Genomic DNA, 20,599 nt, shown 5'->3' with positions numbered 1-20,599 from the left:
ATGGTGGATCAGTTGTTGGTGAATCCGACGAGGAGACCGCCGGTGATGCGCACGCTCAGGTTGTAGAGGACGGCGACGATTGCCCCGAGGACCGTGCCGACGACCACGTTGAGGATGGCCACCACGATCGAGAAGAGCATGATCTGGCCGACGTTGAAGGTGTCCTGGATCGAGAAGCTCGAGTCGCCGAGGATGTCCCGCAGCAGGGCGTCGAGGTCGTCGAAGATGCCGGTCTGGTTCAGGATCGCCCAGATGAGGAAGGTGGCGACGACCGTGATGATGCCGATCGCGACCGAGATCAGGAAGGCCAGCTTCACGACCGACCAGAAGTCGATGTAGACCAGCTTGAGACGGACCTGCTTGGTGCCGGACGGTCGTTTCGCCTTCTTCTGCAGTCTCTCGGCGACACTACTCATTGTTCGTTTCCTCTCCGGCGGTTCCGGGGGCCTCGTCGTCGGTCGACTCGGCATCGACCGACGTGACGTCGGTCGTGGGGATCTCGGTGTCGGCGTCGACGGACTCGACGGACTCGACAGACACTACGGCCTCGGCCACGGCGTCCGCACTCTCGTCGACCTCGGCCGCGAGATTGCGCTCACTGTTGCGGGCCACGGCGATGATGCGATCGTCGCTCGCGAAGCGGGCGAAGACGACGCCCATCGTGTCACGGCCCTTGGCCGGCACCTCGGAGACGGCGGAGCGGACCACCTTGCCGCCGGACAGCACCACGAGCACCTCGTCGTCCTCGCCGACGATCAGGGCGCCGGCGAGGTCTCCCCGCGCCTCCGCGAGCTTCGCCACCTTGATGCCGAGACCGCCACGGTTCTGGACGCGGTACTGGTCGGCGGCCGTGCGCTTGGCGTAGCCGCCCTCGGTGACGACGAAGACGTAGCCCTCTTCACCGACGACGGAGGCGCTGAGCAGCGTGTCGTCGTCACGGAAGGTCATGCCCTTCACGCCCGAGGTCGACCTGCCCATGGGACGCAGCGACTCGTTGGTGGCCGTGAAACGCAGCGACATGCCGTGACGCGAGACGAGCAGCAGGTCGTCGTGCTCGTCCACCAGGAGAGCCGAGACGAGTTCGTCGTCGTCGCGCAGGTTTATCGCGATGATGCCGCCGGTGCGGTTCGTGTCGTACTCGGTCAGCGAGGTCTTCTTGATCAGGCCGTCGCGGGTGGCGAGCACGAGGTAGTCCGCGACCTCGTAGTCGCGGATGTCGAGCACCTGAGAGATCTGTTCGTCGGGCTGCATGGCGAGCAGGTTGGCCACGTGCTGGCCCTTGGCGTCGCGGCCGGCCTCCTGCAGCTCGTAGGTCTTGGCTCGGTAGACCCGACCCTTGTTCGTGAGGAACAGCAGCCAGTGGTGGGTGGTCGTCACGAAGAAGTGGTCCACGACGTCGTCGGCTCGCAGCTGTGCTCCGCGGACGCCCTTGCCGCCCCGGTGCTGGCTGCGGTAGTTGTCGCTGCGGGTGCGCTTGACGTAGCCACCCCGGGTGATGGTGACGACCATCTCTTCTTCGGGGATGAGGTCTTCGACGCTCATGTCGCCGTCGAAGCCGAACATGATCTCGGTGCGACGGTCGTCGCCGTACTTGTCGGTGATCTCGGCGAGCTCGTCGCTGACGATGGTGCGCTGACGCTCCGGCTTGGCCAGGATGTCCTGGTAGTCGGCGATCTCGCGCTCGAGCTTGTCGGCGTCGTCCTGGATCTTCTGACGCTCGAGGGCGGCCAGGCGACGCAGCTGCAGGTTGAGGATGGCCGAGGCCTGGACCTCGTCGACGTCGAGGAGGTCCATGAGACCCGCGCGCGCCTCCTCGACGGTCGGCGACCGGCGGATGAGCGCGATGACCTCGTCGAGGGCGTCGAGCGCCTTGAGGTAGCCGCGCAGGATGTGCGCGTCGGCTTCGGCCTTCTTCAGACGGAAACGCGTGCGGCGCTGGATGACGTCGATCTGGTGGTCGACCCACGCCGAGATGAAGCCGTCGAGCGCGAGCGTGCGGGGAACGCCGTCGACGATCGCGAGCATGTTCGCGCCGAAGTTCTCTTGCAGGCTCGTGTGCTTGTAGAGGTTGTTCAGCACGACCTTGGCGACGGCGTCGCGCTTGAGCACGATGACCAGGCGCTGACCCGTGCGACCGGAGGTCTCGTCGCGGATGTCGGCGATGCCGCCGATGCGGCCGTCCTTGACCAGCTCGGCGATCTTGATCGCGAGGTTGTCGGGGTTGACCTGGTAGGGCAGCTCGGTGACGACGAGGCAGGTACGACCCTGGATCTCCTCGACGTTGACGACGGCACGCATCGTGATCGAACCGCGGCCCGTGCGGTAGGCGTCCTGGATGCCCCGGACCCCGAGGATCTGTGCCCCCGTCGGGAAGTCGGGGCCCTTGACGCGCTGCATGAGCGCCTCGAGCAGCTCTTCACGCGTCGCGGTGGGGTTCTCGAGGTACCACTGTGCGCCCGAGGCGACCTCACGCAGGTTGTGCGGCGGTATGTTGGTCGCCATGCCGACGGCGATGCCGACCGAGCCGTTGACCAGCAGGTTGGGGAACCGGCTGGGCAGGATGGCCGGCTCGCGGGTGCGACCGTCGTAGTTGTCCTGGAAGTCGACGGTGTCCTCGTCGATGTCGCGCACCATCTCGAGCGCGAGCGGGGCCATCTTGGTCTCGGTGTACCGCGGGGCGGCGGCGCCGTCGTTGCCGGGCGAGCCGAAGTTGCCCTGGCCGAGCGCCAGCGGGTAGCGCAGGCTCCACGGCTGGACGAGACGCACCAGCGCGTCGTAGATCGCCGTGTCACCGTGGGGATGGAACTGGCCCATGACGTCGCCGACCACGCGCGAGCACTTCGAGAACGCGCGATCGGGGCGGTAGCCACCGTCGTACATCGCGTAGATGACGCGGCGGTGCACGGGCTTGAGGCCGTCACGCACCTCGGGCAGGGCCCGGCCGACGATGACGCTCATCGCGTAGTCGAGGTACGAACGCTGCATCTCGAGCTGCAGGTCGACCTGCTCGATGCTGTCGCGCTTCGGTGCCTCGGCGAAGGTCTGGGCACCCTCGGCGTCGGTGCCCTCGGGGGTGTCTGTCGGCTCGTCGGCCATGATTCTCCGTTTGTCGTGGTCTGCCCCGTGGTGCTCGTCGGGGCGCGGGCGTGCTCCGGATCACCCGGAGGCGCGCATCAGATGTCGAGGAAGCGGACGTCTTTCGCGTTCTGCTGGATGAAGTTGCGGCGCGACTCGACGTTCTCGCCCATCAGGGTGTCGAAGATGGTGTCCGCCGCCACGGCGTCCTCGAGCGTCACCTGCAGCAGCGTGCGGGTGTCGGGGTCCATCGTGGTCTCCCACAGCTCTTTGTAATCCATCTCGCCGAGGCCCTTGTAACGCTGGATCGCGTTCTCCTTCGGGATGCGCTTGCCGGCCGCGCGACCCGACACGAGCACCGCGTCGCGCTCGGCGTCGCTGTACACGTACTCGTGGCTGGCGTTGCTCCACTTGAGCTTGTAGAGCGGCGGCTGCGCCAGGTAGACGTAGCCGAGGTCGATCAGCGGCCGCATGTAGCGGAAGAGCAGGGTGAGCAACAGCGTCGTGATGTGCTGGCCGTCGACGTCGGCGTCGGCCATCAGGACGATCTTGTGGTACCTCGCCTTGTCGGGATCGAAGTCTTCTCCGATGTCGGCGCCGAAGGCCTTGATCATGGCCTGCACCTCGTTGTTGCCGAGGGCACGGTCGAGACGGGCCTTCTCGACGTTGAGGATCTTGCCCCGCAGCGGGAGGATCGCCTGGGTCTCGGGGTTGCGGCCCTGGACGGCCGAGCCACCGGCCGAGTCGCCCTCGACGATGAAGATCTCGCTGCGCGAGGGGTCCTTGCTCTGGCAGTCCTTGAGCTTGCCGGGCATGCCGTTCGACTCGAGCACGCCCTTGCGGCGGGTCTGCTCACGGGCCTTGCGCGCTGCCAGACGGGCCTGCGACGCGAGGATGCCCTTGCGGACGATCTCGGCGGCCTGCTTGGGGTTGCGGTCGAACCAGTCGTTCAGCTGCGACCCGGCGACCTTCTGCACGAACGACTTGGCCTCGGTGTTGCCGAGCTTGGTCTTCGTCTGGCCCTCGAACTGCGGCTCGCCGAGCTTGATCGAGATGACGGCCGTCAGGCCCTCGCGGACGTCGTCGCCCGAGAGGTTGTCGTCCTTCTCCTTGAGGAAGTTCTTCTCGCGCGCGTAACGGTTGATCAGCGTGGTCAGCGCTGCACGGAAGCCCTCTTCGTGCGTGCCGCCCTCGTGGGTGTTGATCGTGTTCGCGTAGGTGTGGACGCTCTCTTGGTACGAGGTGTTCCACTGCATCGCGACCTCGAGCGAGATCTTCTTCTCGGTGTCTTCCTGCTCGAAGGCGATGATGTCGTCGTGGACGGTCTCGACCTTCTTGGTCGTGTTCAGGTACTCGACGTAGTCGACGAGGCCCTTCTCGTAGTGGAAGACGTCGTGGCGGGGCTCGGCGTCGTCCTCTTGCACGCGCTCGTCGCTGAGCTCGATGCGGAGGCCCTTGTTGAGGAACGCCATCTGCTGGAACCGGGTGCGCAGCGTCTCGTAGTCGAACTCGACGGTCTCGAAGATCTCGGAGTTGGGCCAGAACGTGATCGTCGTGCCGGTGGTGTCGTCCTCTTCGCCCTTGGCCAGCGGCGCGACGGGCACGCCGTCGGTGAAGCTCTGGCGGTAGACGTTGCCCTGTCGGCGGACCTCGACGTCGAGTTCGCTGGACAGGGCGTTGACGACCGAGCTGCCGACGCCGTGCAGGCCGCCCGACACGGCGTAACCGCCACCGCCGAACTTGCCGCCGGCGTGCAGCACGGTGAGGACGACCTCGACGGTCGACCGACCCTCGACGGGGTGGACGTCCACCGGGATGCCGCGACCGTTGTCGACGACGCGGACGCCGCCGTCCTCGCGCATGGTGATCTCGATGTGGTCGCAGTGGCCGGCGAGGGCCTCGTCGACGGAGTTGTCGACGATCTCGTAGACCAGGTGGTGCAGACCACGGGGCCCCGTCGAGCCGATGTACATGCCGGGACGCTTGCGCACGGCCTCGAGACCCTCGAGGACCTGGATCGCACTGGCGCCGTAGGTGTCGTCGGGCTGGGCGTCGGTGGGATCAGCTGACATGTGCGTGGGGGCTCCTGCCGGACGGGACGAAGATGTGCCGACCGGTCGCGACCGCTGTCTGGGCGGCCCTCGGACGACCTTCCGAGTCTACCGCAGGCCTGTCCGCCGCGGGGCGAAATCCGCCCTCAGACGGATTTTCCCACCGCACTTGGACGATTCACCCTCGTCAACCATAAGTATCGCGAGGGCCCCGCCCTGGAACCGATCTGGGGCCGCGTTTCCAGGTCGGGGCGTTGGGTGCCAGGAAACGCACCGACTGGATGCCCGCGTCCGGGTACCTCTTCACGATGGTCGTCGTGACCTGCGTGCGCATCAGCCGCAGTTGCGTCGCCCACGCCGTCGAGTCGCACTGGACGGTCAACGTGCCGTCGTCGATCGAGACCGGATCCGAGTGCGCGGCCAGCTCCGCCCCCACCATGTCGGGCCACGCGGTCATCAGCTCGGACTGGGCCAACGGGCTGTTCCAGCCGAGTTCGTTGGTGACGGCCGAGAGGACGTCGGCGATGCCCCGGGGCTCGCGTCCCGTGCCGAAGGGCTGGCTCGGGGAGCCCAACTTGATCGACTTGCGCTTCCGGGCGTCGCGCGACCGCGAGTTGGGGTCGCCGAACACCCGGCGGAACCGCAGATAGACCCGTTGGGCCTCGCTGTCGGGCTGCGCCTCGGGCTCAGGAGGCGCGGGTGGCGTGGACGCCGGAGGCTGCGGTGCGTCGTCGACGCTCACCGCGCCTCCTCGGCGTCGGCGTCGCCGGGCCCCTCGTCGCCGGCCCCCTGGTCGCCGGCCGCCGCGGTGACCACCGCGTCGTCGCCCGTACCGTCGACGACGGGGGCGTCGTCGAGGATCGTCCCCTTGGCGATCCGGACCGTGTGGGCCTTGAGTCGTGAGGGGACGTCGCCCTCGACCGCTGCCGTGATGAGCACCTGCTCGTAGTCGGCGACGGCGTCGGCCAGACGTTCGCGACGGGATCCGTCGAGTTCGGCGAAGACGTCGTCGAGCACGATCACCGGGTCGCCCGTCGGCGAGTCGACCCGCACCACGGCGGCCGAGGCCAGCTTCAAGGCGAGGGCGAACGACCAGGACTCGCCGTGGCTGGCGTAACCGCGCGCGGGGAGCCCGTTGAGCGAGAGGAAGAGGTCGTCGCGGTGCGGCCCGACGAGCGTCAGCCCCCGCTCGAGCTCGGTCGGTCGGACACGGGCCAGTGCCTGACGGAAGACGTCGGGCACCTGGTCGGCGGGGATGGACTCGGTCGGCCCCTCGGCCGCGGTCGTCTCGTCGTCGGGTGTCGCGCCCCGGATGCTCAGCACCGTCGAGAGGTGTGCGGCGTGGTCCGCTCCCGCCACCGCGGCGTAGGCACGGGCCACCTCAGGGGCCAGGTCGGCCGCGAGCCGGTCACGCGCGACGACGAGTTCGCTGCCGAGGGCCACGAGACGTTCGTCCCAGATGTCGAGCGTGCCGAGCTGGCCGGCCTTCACCCCGGAGGCGCGGGCCGACTTCAGGAGCGTGTTGCGTTGTCTGAGCACCCGGTCGTAGTCGGTCTGCACGCCGGCGAACCGGGGCGACCGAGCCACCAGGAGTTCGTCGAGGAAACGACGACGACCGGACGGCTCGCCGCGGACGAGCGCGAGGTCCTCGGGAGCGAAGAGGACGCTCGTGAAGTAGCGCGGAAGCTCGCGAGGCTTGATGGCCCCCCGGTTGACCTGCGCCCGGTTCGGCGACGACCGGTTGATCTGCACCTCGGCCAGCAGTTCGCGCTCGTCGGCGAGTAGTCGCGCCCGCACGACGGCCGAATCGCGTCCCTGGCGGATGAGAGCCGAATCCGACGACACCCGGTGGGATCCGAGACTCGACAGGTAGCCGAGGGACTCGACCAGGTTGGTCTTCCCCTGGCCGTTGCTGCCGACGAAGAGGTTCGGCCCGCGCGCGAGGCTGACTTCGGCAGACGTGTAGTTGCGGAAGTCCGTCAGGCTGAGATGCAGTACTCGCACGCGGGCCGGTGGAGGCGCTAGGCCTTCTTGACGGCGTGGCCGCCGAACTGGTTGCGCAGTGCGGCGACGGCCTTCATCGTCGGCGAACCCTCGCCCTGACGCGAGACGAAGCGCGCGAAGATCGACGCGCTGATCGTCGGCATCGGCACGGCGTGGTTGATGGCTTCTTCGAGGGTCCAGCGACCCTCGCCGCTGTCCTCGACGTAACCCGAGATCTCGGCGAGCTTGGGGTCGGCCTCGAGGGCGAGGACCATGAGCTCGAGCAGCCAGGAACGCACGACGGTGCCGCGCTGCCAGGCCTTGAAGGTGCCGGTGACGTCCTTGATGAGGTCGCTTCGGGCCTCGAGCAGCTCGTAGCCCTCGCCGTAGGCCTGCATGATCGCGTACTCGATGCCGTTGTGGACCATCTTGGCGTAGTGACCCGCGCCGGTGTCGCCCGCGTGGACGAAGCCCTCTTCGCGAGGACCCTCGGGGCGCAGGGCGTCGAAGATCGGCTGCGCCAGGGCGACGTTCTCGGCGGAACCACCGACCATGAGGCCGTAGCCGTTGTCCTTGCCCCAGACGCCGCCCGAGACGCCGGCGTCGACGTACTTGATGCCCTTGCCGCCGAGGAGCTTCTCGTTGGCGAAGTCGCTGGTGAACTTCGAGTTGCCACCGTCGATGACCAGGTCGCCTTCGGAGAGCTCGTTCGAGAGCTCTTCGATGACGCCGGCGGTGATGTCGCCCGCGGGCACCATGACCCAGACGATGCGGGGGGCGGGGAGCGTGGTGGCGAGCTCGGCGAGGCTGGCGACGTCGGAGACGGCGGGGTTCGCGTCGTAACCGGTCACCTCGATGCCGCTGTCGCGCAGGCGGGCGCGCATGTTGTTGCCCATTTTGCCGAGACCGACGAGGCCGATGTGCATGAGGTTCCTTTGTTCGTGGCGGTGGGGCCCGGAGGCGGCACCGTTGCTGGCAGAGCGCTCTTAGCGCAGGAGGAGGTTGGGCTGCAGCAGGTACTTGTAGCTGTCAGCACCGGCCTGGTCTTTCGAGGACTGACTGGTGATCAGCACGGGACCGGGCTTGTTCGGGTTCTCCGTCTTGGTGAAGGAGATGCGGACGAACTCGGAATGAACCGCTCCGAGACCGTCGAGGAGGAACTGCGGTTTCAACGAGACCACCGTGTCCTCTCCCGTCAACAACGCATCGATCGACTCTGACGCCTGCGCTTGTTCGCTTCCGATGGCCTCGAGGGTGAGGCCGTCGATCGTGAACGTGAACCTGAGGGCCGCCTCGCGCTCGAGGACGAGCGAGACGCGGCGGACCGACTCGACGAGCTCGGCCGTGTTGATCACGGCGTAGTTCTCGACGGTGTCGGGGAAGAGACGCTTCACCGGAGGGAAGTTCCCCTTGATGAGCAACGAGGTGACGGTCTTGTTGTCCGCCTGGAACGCGATGAGCTCGCGCTCGTCGGATCCGGTGATCGAGACCGAGACGGTGCCGGCGTTGCCGAAGGTCTTGCCGACCTCTTGCAGCGTGCGTGCCGGGACGAGTGCCGTCGTCGTGGTCGTGCTCGCCACGGTGCCGGGATCGAATTCGATGCCTCGGACGGCGACGCGGTAACGATCGGTGGCGACGAGCGAGAGGGCGTTCTCGGTGACCTCGAGCTGGACGCCGGTGATGACCGGGGTGACGTCGTCGCGGGATGCCGCCACCGCGACCTGGGAGACGGCGAGGGCGAAGGAGTCGCCGGGCACGACGCCCGAACGGTCGCCGACCGTCGGCAGGGTCGGGTACTCCTCGACCGGCATGCTCAGCAGGGAGAAGTTCGCGGATCCGCAGCTGACCGAGATGCGGTTCTCCTCGGTGGAGAAGGTGACCGGCGCGTTCGGCAGACGGCTGGCGATGTCGGCGAGCAGTCGGCCGGAGACCAGGATCGTGCCCGGTTCGTCGATCTCGGCGGGGATGCTCGTCTGGGCCGAGACCTCGTAGTCGAAGGACGACAGGGTGAGCCCGTCGGCGTCGGCCTCGATCAGGACACCGCTGAGGATCGGCAAGGTGGTGCGCTGGGGCAGCAGCTTGACGGCGAAGGAGACCGCATCGCTGAAGACGTCACGGTTGACCTGGAACTTCACGCGGGGACCCCTATCGACTTCGCTCTCGTGGATGGCCGGTTAATAGTGGCACAGCATCGGGGTCCGCCCTTCCGGGAGGCGAAAGCCGAAGCTCCGGGCCCGGATCGATCCACAAGGTTGTCTCTCCATCAATTTCTTGTAACCAGGATTAACAGTCTTAACCGTTGTGCACAGTGTGGATAACCTGTTTAAAACCCCGGGGCTCGGCGGAACTACACGCGTGTGACTTGTGGACGGCGTGTGGAACCGAATGACAAGAATGCTCGGGGTCTGCCGGTCGCTCCGAGTGGGATCCCACAGGTCCCCCGGATCCGTGAACAAGGTCGACACGGTTATCCACGAGTTTCCACAAGTTATCCACACTGTGTGGAACGTGACTCCCCAGGGCCCCCTCACACCCGTCGAGCGCCCCCTGGAACGACGAACGGGCGCCGACACGTGGTCGGCGCCCGGACGGGACGGTCGTGGAGGACGAGCCGGCCTGGCCCGCCGTCCCGTCACTTGTAACGGGTGTCCTGCTTGATGCGGCTGGTGAGTTCGGTCACCTGGTTGTAGATCGAACGGCGTTCCTTCATCAGTTCGCTGATCTTCTTGTTGGCGTACATGACCGTCGTGTGGTCGCGGTTGCCGAACAGCTGTCCGATCTTCGGCAGTGACAGGCTCGTGAGTTCGCGGCACAGGTACATGGCGATCTGGCGGGCCGTGGCGATGGCCTGTGAGCGGGACGATCCGTAGAGGTCGTCGACCGTCAGCTTGAAGTAGTCCGCGGTGTGGTTGATGATGTCGACCGGCGCGATGATGTTGTCCTCGTCGAGCGTGATCAGGTCCTTGAGGACGGTCTGGACGAGGGCGAGGTCGACGGCGGTGCGGTTCAGGCTGGCGAAGGCCGTGACCCTGATGAGGGTGCCCTCGAGCTCACGGATGTTGCTCGACACCTTGGTCGCGATGAACTCGAGGACCTCGTCGCGGATCTGCAGCTTCTCGCTCTGGGCCTTCTTGCGCAGGATGGCGATGCGGGTCTCGAGGTCGGGAGCCTGGACGTCGGTGATCAGGCCCCACTCGAAGCGCGAACGCATGCGGTCCTCGAAGCCGGTGAGGTGCTTCGGCGGCAGGTCGCTGGTGATCACCAGCTGCTTGTCGTGATCGTGCAGGGTGTTGAAGGTGTGGAAGAACGCCTCTTGGGTGCTGTCCTTGCCCTGCAGGAACTGGATGTCGTCGATCAGCAGGATGTCGATCTCTCGGTACCTCTGCTGGAAGAGGCTCGACCGGTTGTTGGCGATCGAGTTGATGAAGTCGTTCGTGAACTCCTCGCTGCTGACGTACCTGACCCGGATCCCCGGGTACATGGTCTCGGCGTAGTGGCCGATGGCGTGCAGCAGGTGGGTCTTGCCCAGCCCCGACTCCCCGTAGACGAAGAGCGGGTTGTATGCCTTGGCCGGAGCCTCGGCGACGGCGACGGCCGCGGCGTGGGCGAACCGGTTCGACGCACCGATGACGAAGTTGTCGAAGCTGTACTTCGGGTTCAGGCGGGAGTCGTTGCGTTTCCCGCTCGCGCTCGTCTCGACCGGCGCCGGCACGAAGGGTGCCTCGATGTAGTGGACCGGCTCCGACTGCTCGACCTGCTGCGTGAGGGTGTCGGGGGTGATGTCGGGGTTGACGGTGATGGCGAAGCTCGAGACCGAGGTGTCGCCCAACCCGGCGATGGACTCGAGGAGGGGCTCACGGATCCGTTGTTCGAGCATGCCGCGGGTCAGGTCGTTGGGCACCTCGAGGTAGAGGGTGCCGCCCAGCACGCCCTTGGGCTCCACGAGGCTGATGAAGCCGTGCAGCTGCGGCGTGATGCGGTCGTCGGTCGTCAGCGTCGCGAGGACGGAACGCCACAGGTCCTGGACCGGGTCGACGGTGTGCGCCACTGGAGTCTCTTTCTCGCGGTTCGGCAGCGGACGGATCCGGCCGCCTCCGCGTGCGGGTCGCGTTCACCCGACGGTGTTCGAAGGGTACGAGTGCGGGACGAGTTATGCACAGCTTTCTCCACCGATCGGTTGGCGCCGTTCGGGCCGGGATCGCTGCGTGTTCCCCGTCGTCACGCGGAAGTACCGCGAGAAGTACCCACCTTAGTTCGACGGGGTGTGGAGTCCGCAATCAGAGTTTTCAACACTGTGGACAAACCTCCTGGGAAGCGGCCGTTTGACCCGGGCTCCGATCACGCGTACTTTTAATCAGTTGATTTCAGCCGCGTTGGCTGTACAAGACTTCTCGGATCGTGGCAACAGGCCTGGTCCGCTTTCCTGGAGGACCACCATGAGCAAGAGAACGTTCCAGCCGAACAACCGTCGTCGGGCCAAGAAGCACGGTTTCCGTGCTCGCATGCGTACGCGTGCCGGCCGCGCTATCCTCGCCGCCCGTCGTGGCAAGGGTCGCACCGAGCTCTCGGCGTAGCCACTTCCGTGTTGGCCCGGGCCAACCGGATCGTCCGCGCAGACGACTACCGAACCACCGTGCGCCGTGGCCGCAAGTCGGGCACGGCGCATTCGGTCGTCTACGTGCGGCGTCGTGACGACGAGCTGGTCCGGTTCGGTTTCATCGTGGCGAAGACCGTGGGCAACGCGGTCGTCCGCAACACGGTCCGGCGCCGGCTCAAGGGGGTGTGCCACGAACTCCTGCCGACGATCCCCGGCGGGCTCGACGTCGTGATCAGAGCCTTGCCAGGCAGCCCCGACGTTGCGTGGTCTACCCTGCTGTCGGACATCTCCGAGGTGGTCGACAGGGGCGTGAGAGCGTGACAAGAGCGGTGCAGTTCGTCGCGTTGCTTCCCCGCAACGCGTGCGTCCTCATCCTCCGCGTCTACCGCGCCGTCGTCTCCCCGCTCTACGGCGACGTCTGTCGCTACTACCCGTCGTGTTCCCGGTACGCCCTCGAGGCCATCCAGCTGCACGGCGTCGTGCGGGGCGTGGCCATGGGCAGCTGGCGCATCGCCCGGTGTCACCCCTGGGCAGCCGGAGGCGTCGACGACGTCCCCGAGCCCCGTACACAGAAGTACCGCGTCACGAAGTCCGGCTTCGTGACACCGCGATCCGGCACCACCGCCTCCGACCTCCTCGGGACGGGCCGCATCGCCGCACAGAGCCACGGAAAGGGCTGACCCGAACACCATGGACTTCATCGGCACCATCCTCTGGCCCCTGAGATGGGTCGTCGAGGCGATCCTCGTCGGCTTCCACAACGTCCTCACGGCGTTCGGCATGGACACCGCGGCCGGCAGCACGTGGGTGCTCTCGATCGTCGGCCTGGTCCTCGTGGTGCGGGCGTGCCTCATCCCGATCTTCGTCCGCCAGATCAAGAGCCAGCGACGCATGATGGAGATCGCGCCCCGGCTCAAGAAGATCCAGGACAAGTACAAGGGTAAGCGCGACCAGTTCAGCCGCGAGGCGATGTCGCGCGAGACCATGGCGCTCTACAAGGACACGGGGACGAACCCGCTCAGCTCGTGCCTGCCCCTGCTGATCCAGATGCCGATCTTCTTCAGCCTCTACACCGTGCTGCACAACGCGCAGCAAGAGAAGGTGGGCATCGGCCTGCTGAACGCGGCGCTCTCGAACTCGTTCGGTGAGTCGGCTCTCTTCGGCGCCCCCCTGAAGGAGACCTTCCTGGGTGCCACCACCTGGGAGGTCCGCCTGATGGCCGGAGCGATGGTGGTCATCATGACCGCCTCGCAGTTCATCACGCAGCTGCAGATCGTCTCGAAGAACATGTCGCCCGAGACCAAGGCGAGCCCCATGTTCAAGCAGCAGCGCATGCTCTTGTACTTCCTCCCCCTCGTGTTCGTCTTCTCGGGCCTGTCGTTCCCCCTCGGCGTCATGTTCTACTGGCTCACCTCGAACGTCTGGACCATGGCCCAGCAGTTCCTGGTCATCCGCAACATGCCCACCCCCGGCAGCGAAGCGGCCCTGGCGCGTGAAGAGCGCCTCGCGCGCAAGCAGCAGCGCAAGGGACTCCCGAGCATCACCGTGACCGAGATCGAGTCGGCGCCTGCGGTGCCGAAGACGACCCAGCGGACCCAGCCCGTCGGCAAGAACCGCTCCAAGAAGCAGAACGGCCCCAAGAAATGACCTCTGACGACTCCACGACCGACATCGTCGAGCCCGCCGCCGAGAACGACGACGCCGTCGTCTCGAACGACACCGAGGAGGCGCAGGTCGCCTCGGGCGACGCCGCCGACGTCCTCGACGAGGGCGACATCGCAGCCGATTACATCGAAGAGCTGCTCGACATCTGCGACTTCGACGGCGACATCGACATCGAGGTCCGCGGTGGTCGTTCGTACATCTCGGTCGACTCGAGTGGTGAGCAGAAGCTGCGCGTCCTGTCGAAGCCCGACACCGTCAACGCCCTCCAAGAGCTGACCCGCATCGCGGTGCAGACCAAGACGGGTGAGTTCTCCCGCCTCATCCTCGACATCGGGGGATCCCGCGCCACTCGCGAGACGGAACTCGGACGCCTGGTCGACCACGCGGTCTCGAAGCTCGAGGACGGCGCCACTTCGGCGGCCCTGCCCCCCATGTCGTCCTACGAGCGCAAACTCGTGCACGACATCGTCGCGGCGCGGGGATTCACCTCGGAGTCCGAGGGCGAAGGCCGCGACCGTCACACCGTCATCACGCGTCCCTGAGCCGGACGAGATGACCGACACGTCGACCCTCGAGGTCGAGCCCGCCGTCGCGGCGACGATCTTCGGCGACCGACTCGACGTCGTTCGCCGCTATGTGGCCGACCTAGCCCAGCACGGCGAAGAACTCGGCCTGATCGGACCGCTCGAGCTGCCGCGTCTCTGGACTCGCCACGTCGTCAACTGTGGCTTGTTGGCACCTCTGCTGGTCGCGGGTCGCGTCGGGGACATCGGGTCGGGAGCCGGCCTGCCGGGACTCGTGCTCGCTGCTGCTCGTCCGGACGCCACGCTCGTCCTGATCGAGCCGATGGAACGGCGCGTCGACTGGCTGACGGCTGAAGCCGATCGAATGGGGCTCGACAACGTCGAGGTCGTCCGTGCCCGTGCCGAGGACGTACAGCTGGAGGGTTGGCTCGACCAGGCGACCGCTCGAGCCGTGTCGGCCCTCTCCAAGTTGATCCCGCTGACGGCGCCGCTGGTGAAGACCGGGGGGCAGCTGCTGTTGATGAAGGGCGCTCGGGTCGACGACGAGATCGCCGCCGCCCGCAAGGTGATCGCCCGCCATCACCTCATCGACGTCGAGGCTCGTGAACTGGGCGTGGGGCTCGTCGACGAGACGACCCGGGTGTTCATCGCCACCTTGGACTGACTGGTCCGAGTGAGCGACGGTAATGTGGCTTTGACCAGGTCATGTTCGACTACTCGGGGTTTGCGCTCCGTGTCGACCGAAGTGGTTCGGCAGGCACGCGGACCTCGGGTCCCCGTCTTTGTCGGGGCCTGCCGATAGACTCGGTCTCCGATCCCCGATGATCACCGTGCCGCCTCGCAGCGGCGTGATCACACCTCCGGGTAGGTCGTTTCACGTGAAACATGGCGATACGGAGACCCTCAGTGAGTTCCTCGGCTGACGACGACAGAAGCACTCCCCTGGCTCGCGAGCTTGCCGACCTGAACCGTCGTAAGAAGGCCCTGTCTCGCGAACCGCTCCCGTCGCCCGCCTCGACCCGAGTGATCACCGTCTCGAACCAGAAAGGCGGTGTCGGCAAGACCACGACCACCGTCAACCTCTCCGCCGCCCTTGCGCGGAGTGGGGCCAAGGTTCTGGTCATCGATCTCGATCCCCAGGGCAACGCCTCCACGGCCCTCGGTGTGGAACACCGGGCAGAGACCCCGAGTGTCTACGACGTCGTGGTGAACGACGGCGAGGTAGCGGACGTCGTCCAGAAGAGCCCGGAGTTCGACACGCTCTTCTGCATCCCCGCGACCATCCATCTCGCCGGCGCCGAGATCGAACTCGTCTCACTCGTCGCTCGCGAGCAACGACTGAGCAGGGCGTTGTCCGAGTACCTCAGCAAGACCGAGGACGCCGGCGATCGTTACGACTACGTCTTCATCGATTGCCCTCCGTCACTCGGGTTGCTCACGATCAACGCGTTCGTCGCAGCCAGTGAAGTGCTCATCCCCATCCAGTGCGAGTACTACGCACTCGAGGGGTTGAGCCAGCTGCTGCGCAACATCCAGTTGATCGAGAAGCACCTGAACCCCAAGCTCAAGGTGTCGAGCATCCTGCTGACGATGTACGACGGCCGGACGAACCTTGCTCAGCAGGTCGTCGCCGACGTTCGCGAGCATTTCCCTGATGAGGCACTGAACACTCTCATACCCCGGTCCGTCAGGATCAGTGAGGCCCCCGGTTACGGGCAGACCGTCATCAGCTACGACACCAACTCCCCCGGGTCGATCTCGTACCTCGAGGCGGCCGCCGAACTAGCACGTCGAGGAGCACCCCAGTAATGGCAACCAAGCGAACCGGTCTCGGGCGCGGCATCGGCGCCCTCATCCCCGTCTCCGACGAGAGCCAGGACCGCCCGGTCGACGTCTTCTTCCCGACGGCACAGCAGACGGCCGACGAACTCATCGCCGTGCCGGGCGCTCGTCTCGCCAACCTGAATCCGCTGGACATCACTCCGAACGCGCAGCAGCCTCGGGCCGAGTTCCGCGCGGAAGAGCTTGCCGAGTTGGTGACCTCGATCCGAGAGGTGGGCCTACTGCAGCCCATCGTCGTCCGCCCGATCAAGAACGGCGGCAAGGGAGCAGCACAGTACGAGCTGGTCATGGGTGAGCGGCGCCTGCGAGCGACCAAAGAGCTGGGGCTCGCGACGATCCCCGCCATCGTCAAAGACACCGCCGACGACGCGATGCTGCGGGATGCCCTGCTGGAGAACCTGCATCGCGCCGAGCTCAACCCCCTAGAGGAAGCCTCTGCTTATCAGCAACTTCTTGCCGACTTCGGCATCACCCAGGATGAATTGGCGACCCGCATCGGTCGGAGCCGCCCCCAGATCACGAACACCCTGAGGCTGCTGAGGTTGCCGGCAGCCGTCCAACGGCGAGTCGCCTCCGGCGTCCTCACTGCAGGCCACGCTCGGGCGATCCTGAGCACGGGTGACCCGGTCCTCATGGCTCGTCTTGCGGATCGCATCGTCAACGAGGACCTCAGTGTGCGAGCTGCTGAGGCCATCGCTGCAGGTGGCAGCGCGAAGCCGAAGTCGACGCGCACGGCCACTCCCGGCAAGCATCAGGCTCATCTGGACGAGGTGGCAGAGACCCTTGGTGACCGGTTCGAGACGCGGGTCAAGGTGTCCTTGGGCGCTCGAAAGGGGTCGATCACCATCGATTTCGCGTCGATGCAGGACCTGAATCGCATCCTCGGCCAGTTGGGACACGACCAGGAGTCGTGACTCATTGCCCTCAGCGTTGAGCGGCATCGGTTTCACGTGAAACATCGGCCGCCCCTGCCTTTGCCGGTAGGGGCGGTTCGTGTTTGTTGGACGGGAACGTCACGTGAGGGCGTTGAGGTGGGGTGTTTCACGTGAAACAGTGCTGCCAGTCTTGCCGCAATCGGCCTCTCCGGCGCGAGGATCTGGCAGGGGTTCTCTCCAGAGGGTGTTGGTGAGCGGCTTTTTTGGCGGTAACGGCAGGCAGGGTTCCTGCTGGAGTGGACCGGTGCTGATTTCGGCCGTGATCCGGTGTCTTCGAAGCAGCACCAGAGGCTTGCGGTGTAAGTGCAGGTGCAGGTGCAGGCGTTCGACGCGCGCAGGTGCAGGGCGGAGGGTGTGCGGTCGCCGGCGCGAACTGCACGCGCACGCGCACGCGCACGCGCACCCGCACGCGCACCCGCACGCGCACCCGCACGCGCACCCGCGGGTGCAGTGCGATGGCAGGGGTACGCCGAGGTGCGGGCGCAGGTGGTTGCATGACTGCCAGTAGGGGCGAATGGACTGACGCGGGGGCGAGCGGAGGTTCTCATGCACGGACAGATGCAGGTTCAGGCCCTGTGGAGATAGAGACACCGTGTCGACGCGGGTCCAGACCCGCCTTCAGGGCAGTGCATACATAGGATGCGCGCGCCGTCAGCTGCACTTCCTGGGCATATGGTGACGCAAAGTGGACTCTGGAAACTGAGCCAGAGTGGTCGACGATGCTACGTCTTCCTCGAGCGGTTCGACATGGAGGCCCGGATGCATGGCTCTGTGCCTGTATGACGGCGCTCTTGGCGGCGGTCGCACTTCGTCTGCGGCAACGTTCCAACTCGGGCCTGATGACCACCGACGGGTTCGTCAGACTTGACGTTTGATGGTTCGTCGTTGCTTCTAGGGAGCCGTCGAGGTTCGATAAAACATACAGTTCACGGGCTACTTCTGTGTCCAGACCACGGGCAGACGACAACGAAGGTGCAGGGATCGTCGATGATCCTGGGTGCGTCCACTCATTGCACCTGTATGCCCAGAAGATCGACCATGGGCTTGCAGTACCCCGGCAGCCCGACGTTTCACGTGAAACGTCGACCACGTGTCGTCAGCGGAGGTGGTCGGTGACGGCCTTTTCAGCCAGAGCGGCGTAGAACATGCCCAGTTCGTAGCCGGCGGACTCCAGGGCCATCGGGACGAGCGACGTCTCGGTCAGTCCGGGCAGGACGTTGACCTCCAGGAACCACGGGGTCCCCGCGGCATCCACGATCAGGTCCACCCTCGACAAGTGGCGCAGCCCGAGGGCCTCGTGGACGGCCACGGCAGCCCGCGCCGCCGACTCCGACGCGACGGCGTCGAGCCGTGCGGGCGTGAAGAACGTCGTCTCCCCCGCGTTGTAGCGCGCCTCGAAGCCGTAGAACCCCTGGCGAGGAACGATCTCCACGGCAGGCAGGGCAAGGGGCCCGTCACCGGTGTCGATGACCCCGACGGCGATCTCGGTGCCCGTGATCTTCTGTTCGACGATGACGTCGTCGCAGTACGTGTACGCGTCGACCATGGCCCTGGGCAACGCCCCGATGTCGTCGACGACCGTGACGCCCTGGGCCGAGCCACCCCGTGCGGGCTTCACGACGACGGGCACCGGGTGTTCGTCGGCGATGGCCGCCAAGACACCGACGGCCCCGAGCTCGCGGAAGGCGTCGTGGGACAGCGTGATGCCGCGCGGTGTGGAGACACCGGCGCGACGTGCGAGCTCCTTGGCGGTCGGCTTGTCCCAGGCCAGTCGCGCGGCCGCCGCCGTGCTGCCGACGAACGGCACGTCGAGCGCCTCGAGCAGTCCGCGAAGGGCGCCGTCCTCACCACTCGCTCCGTGCAGGGCCGGCCACACGACGTCGGGACGTGACGCGGTGAGGTGTCCGAGCAACGAGGCGTCCGGATCGCGGAGTTCGACCTCGATGCCGTGGGTGACGAGGCTGTCGACCACGCGCCTCCCCGATCGGAGGGAGACGTCACGTTCGTGCGAGATGCCGCCGGCGAGGACGGTGACGGTACGCAGTTCGCTCGATGCCATGGTGGAACCTCTTCTTCGTGTCACGACGCAGGACCGTCTCGTGGTCCGGACGGCTACGAGACGATGAAAATGCTGGTCAAATGGTGTTCGGCGGCGGCACCACGACGCTCTGCGGGCGCGCGGCCCGGTTCGACAGGCTGGCTGTCGAGAACGTGCGCAGCAGGTCGAGTTCTCCGTTGACGACGTTCGCCAGGCGCGCGACACCGGTGCGGATGGACTCGGGCGTCGGGTAGCAGAAGGACAGGCGGATGTTCTGACGCCCGTCGCCGTCGGCGAAGAACGCCGTACCGGGGGTGTAGGCCACGAGTTCCTTCACCGCGCGGGGCAGCATGGCCTTCGAGTCGAGTTCGGCCGGGAGTCCGACCCAGACGAAGAAGCCGCCGTCGGGGACGTTCCACGTGAGCGACGGCAGGTACTCCCCCAGCGCGGAGATCATCGCGTCACGCCGTTCGCGGTACAGGCCACGGAAGGTCTCGATCTGCCCACGCCAGTCGGCCTGGTCGAGGTACTCGGTGATGACGAACTGCCCGAAGGAGTTCGGCGAGAGCGTGGCGGACTCGTTGGCGAGGATGAGCTTCTCGCGGATGGCGTGCGGGGCGAGTGCCCAACCCACCCGGAAGCCGGGTGCCAGCGTCTTCGAGAACGACCCGAGGTAGATGACGCCTTCGTCGTCGATCGAGCGCATCGCCTGCGGGGCCGGCTGGTCGAAGTAGAGCAGCCCGTAGGGGTTGTCCTCGAGGACGAGGATGCCGGCCGAGCGGCAGATCTCGAGGATCTCGACGCGTCGGGCCCACGTGAGGGTGACACCGGCCGGGTTGTGGAAGTTCGGGATCGTGTAGAGGAACTTGATGCGACCCCCACGAGCGGTGACGGCCGCGATGGCCTCTCGCAGGGCCTCGGGCACGAGCCCGTGCTCGTCCATCGGGACGTGCACGACGTCGGCCTGGTACGCCTTGAAGACCCCCAGGGCGCCCACGTAGCTCGGCGACTCGGCGAGCACGACGTCGCCCGGGTTCACGAAGAGGCGGGTGACGAGGTCGAGGGCCTGCTGCGAGCCCGTGGTGACGACGACGTCGTCGGCGCTGCCGCGGATGCCCTCCATCGCCATGATCTGCATGATGTGCTCGCGGATGGCCGGGGTGCCCTGGCCGCTGCCGTACTGCATCGCCATCGCTCCCCCGTCGGCCATGACGCGGTCGATGGCCCCCGTGACGAGCTCTCGGGGCAGGGCGGAGACGTAAGGCATGCCGCCGGCCAGCGAGACGACCTCGGGGCGCGAGGCGACGGCGAACAGGGCTCGGACCTCGGAGGCGCTGAGGCCGGCCGTACGGTCGGCGTACGAGTCGTACCACGGGTCGAGGTTGGTGCCCTTGTCGCTCATCGGTGTCCCTGTTCTGTCAGAGGGTGAATCGGTCAAGACTATGCCCGTCCCGACCGGGGACGACGAGAGCCCGCCCAGCGTGTGCTGGGCGGGCTCTCGTCGTGGTGTCGGTGTCGACTACGCGATGAACTCCGCCAGGTCGGCCTCGAGGGCCGGCTTGGGCTTGGCGCCGATGACGGTCTTGACGACCTCGCCACCGCGGTAGACCTTCATGGCCGGGATCGAGGTGATCTGGTACTTCATGGCGGTCTGGGGGTTGTCGTCGACGTTGAGCTTGACGATCTCGATCTTGTCGCCGTGCTCGGCGGCGATCTGGTCGAGGATCGGCGAGACGGCGCGGCACGGGCCGCACCACTCGGCCCAGAAGTCGACGAGGATCGTCTTGTCGGAATTGAGGACGTCGGCCTCGAAGGACGCGTCGGTCACTGCTTTGGCGCTGCTCATGGTGTTCCTTTCGTCAGGGTGATCTGGGTTGGCTTCAGGAGGC

19 protein-coding genes are annotated in these 20,599 nt (G+C 66.5%); 8 read left to right on the top strand and 11 right to left on the bottom strand.

Annotated features, from left to right (window positions below):
• Positions 1–8 precede the first annotated feature (8 nt).
• The 8 genes from EDF21_RS08975 to dnaA form a co-directional block, all read right to left on the bottom strand.
• Positions 9–416 (bottom strand): DUF3566 domain-containing protein, encoded by a 408-nt coding sequence (locus EDF21_RS08975; protein ID WP_043595295.1) that lies wholly within the window; start codon positions 414–416, stop codon positions 9–11.
• The gene (gyrA, locus tag EDF21_RS08970) at positions 409–3,096 is read right to left on the bottom strand and encodes a DNA gyrase subunit A (protein ID WP_056044217.1); all 2,688 of its coding nucleotides are present in this window, start codon (positions 3,094–3,096) and stop codon (positions 409–411) included. The genes EDF21_RS08975 and gyrA overlap by 8 nt, the downstream gene beginning before the upstream one ends.
• A 77-nt stretch (positions 3,097–3,173) precedes the next feature.
• Positions 3,174–5,147: a DNA topoisomerase (ATP-hydrolyzing) subunit B gene (gene gyrB / locus EDF21_RS08965; protein ID WP_056044219.1), complete on the bottom strand. Its 1,974-nt coding sequence runs from the start codon at positions 5,145–5,147 to the stop codon at positions 3,174–3,176.
• Positions 5,148–5,313: 166 nt separating this feature from the next.
• A complete protein-coding gene (locus EDF21_RS08960) occupies positions 5,314–5,868 on the bottom strand; it encodes a DUF721 domain-containing protein (RefSeq protein WP_082460102.1) in 555 nt (184 codons plus the stop codon).
• Positions 5,865–7,130 carry a DNA replication/repair protein RecF gene (gene recF / locus EDF21_RS08955; protein WP_123571108.1) on the bottom strand — a complete coding sequence of 422 codons (1,266 nt, stop codon included), beginning with the start codon at positions 7,128–7,130 and terminating at the stop codon, positions 5,865–5,867. The genes EDF21_RS08960 and recF overlap by 4 nt, the downstream gene beginning before the upstream one ends.
• 17 nt (positions 7,131–7,147) lie before the next feature.
• Positions 7,148–8,035 carry a phosphogluconate dehydrogenase (NAD(+)-dependent, decarboxylating) gene (gene gnd, locus EDF21_RS08950; protein ID WP_056044222.1) on the bottom strand — a complete coding sequence of 296 codons (888 nt, stop codon included), beginning with the start codon at positions 8,033–8,035 and terminating at the stop codon, positions 7,148–7,150.
• Between the two features lie 60 nt (positions 8,036–8,095).
• Positions 8,096–9,244 carry a DNA polymerase III subunit beta gene (gene dnaN / locus EDF21_RS08945; protein ID WP_056044224.1) on the bottom strand — a complete coding sequence of 383 codons (1,149 nt, stop codon included), beginning with the start codon at positions 9,242–9,244 and terminating at the stop codon, positions 8,096–8,098.
• 497 nt (positions 9,245–9,741) lie between these two features.
• Positions 9,742–11,157: a chromosomal replication initiator protein DnaA gene (dnaA, locus tag EDF21_RS08940; protein WP_056044226.1), complete on the bottom strand. Its 1,416-nt coding sequence runs from the start codon at positions 11,155–11,157 to the stop codon at positions 9,742–9,744.
• Between the two features lie 388 nt (positions 11,158–11,545).
• Between dnaA and rpmH the strand changes: the two genes are divergently transcribed.
• The 8 genes from rpmH to EDF21_RS08900 all read left to right on the top strand — a co-directional run bounded on the left by rpmH (position 11,546) and on the right by EDF21_RS08900 (position 16,651).
• Positions 11,546–11,683 (top strand): 50S ribosomal protein L34, encoded by a 138-nt coding sequence (gene rpmH, locus EDF21_RS08935; protein WP_043595303.1) that lies wholly within the window; start codon positions 11,546–11,548, stop codon positions 11,681–11,683.
• An 8-nt stretch (positions 11,684–11,691) separates the two neighbouring features.
• Positions 11,692–12,027, top strand: a complete 336-nt coding sequence (gene rnpA, locus EDF21_RS08930) for a ribonuclease P protein component (RefSeq protein ID WP_056044228.1) — start codon at positions 11,692–11,694, stop codon at positions 12,025–12,027.
• Positions 12,024–12,386, top strand: coding sequence for a membrane protein insertion efficiency factor YidD (yidD, locus tag EDF21_RS08925; RefSeq protein ID WP_123571107.1), 363 nt, complete (start codon positions 12,024–12,026; stop codon positions 12,384–12,386). Before rnpA ends, yidD begins: the two co-directional genes overlap by 4 nt.
• Before the next feature lie 10 nt (positions 12,387–12,396).
• A complete protein-coding gene (yidC, locus tag EDF21_RS08920; RefSeq protein ID WP_056044230.1) occupies positions 12,397–13,353 on the top strand; it encodes a membrane protein insertase YidC in 957 nt (318 codons plus the stop codon).
• The gene (locus tag EDF21_RS08915) at positions 13,350–13,913 is read left to right on the top strand and encodes a R3H domain-containing nucleic acid-binding protein (RefSeq protein ID WP_123571106.1); all 564 of its coding nucleotides are present in this window, start codon (positions 13,350–13,352) and stop codon (positions 13,911–13,913) included. Before yidC ends, EDF21_RS08915 begins: the two co-directional genes overlap by 4 nt.
• A gap of 10 nt (positions 13,914–13,923) precedes the next feature.
• Positions 13,924–14,559, top strand: coding sequence for a 16S rRNA (guanine(527)-N(7))-methyltransferase RsmG (gene rsmG, locus EDF21_RS08910; RefSeq protein WP_123571105.1), 636 nt, complete (start codon positions 13,924–13,926; stop codon positions 14,557–14,559).
• A gap of 221 nt (positions 14,560–14,780) precedes the next feature.
• The gene (locus tag EDF21_RS08905; protein ID WP_123571104.1) at positions 14,781–15,704 is read left to right on the top strand and encodes a ParA family protein; all 924 of its coding nucleotides are present in this window, start codon (positions 14,781–14,783) and stop codon (positions 15,702–15,704) included.
• The gene (locus EDF21_RS08900) at positions 15,704–16,651 is read left to right on the top strand and encodes a ParB/RepB/Spo0J family partition protein (protein WP_123571103.1); all 948 of its coding nucleotides are present in this window, start codon (positions 15,704–15,706) and stop codon (positions 16,649–16,651) included. The genes EDF21_RS08905 and EDF21_RS08900 overlap by 1 nt, the downstream gene beginning before the upstream one ends.
• A 1,117-nt stretch (positions 16,652–17,768) precedes the next feature.
• On the opposite strand, the gene EDF21_RS08890 is transcribed toward EDF21_RS08900, so the two are convergent.
• From EDF21_RS08890 to trxA, 3 genes are all read right to left on the bottom strand, one after another.
• Positions 17,769–18,731, bottom strand: coding sequence for a D-alanine--D-alanine ligase (locus EDF21_RS08890; protein WP_123571101.1), 963 nt, complete (start codon positions 18,729–18,731; stop codon positions 17,769–17,771).
• Positions 18,732–18,807: 76 nt separating this feature from the next.
• Entirely contained in the window at positions 18,808–20,112 is a 1,305-nt protein-coding gene (locus EDF21_RS08885) for a PLP-dependent aminotransferase family protein (RefSeq protein WP_123571100.1), read from the bottom strand.
• Between the two features lie 117 nt (positions 20,113–20,229).
• On the bottom strand, positions 20,230–20,556 hold the full coding sequence (gene trxA, locus EDF21_RS08880; protein ID WP_043595317.1) for a thioredoxin: 327 nt from the start codon (positions 20,554–20,556) through the stop codon (positions 20,230–20,232).
• Positions 20,557–20,599 lie beyond the last annotated feature (43 nt).

Origin of the sequence: Frigoribacterium sp. PhB118 (assembly GCF_003751725.1) — a bacterium.
Lineage (GTDB): Bacteria > Actinomycetota > Actinomycetes > Actinomycetales > Microbacteriaceae > Frigoribacterium.
This window is presented reverse-complemented; position numbering and strand designations above follow the sequence as displayed.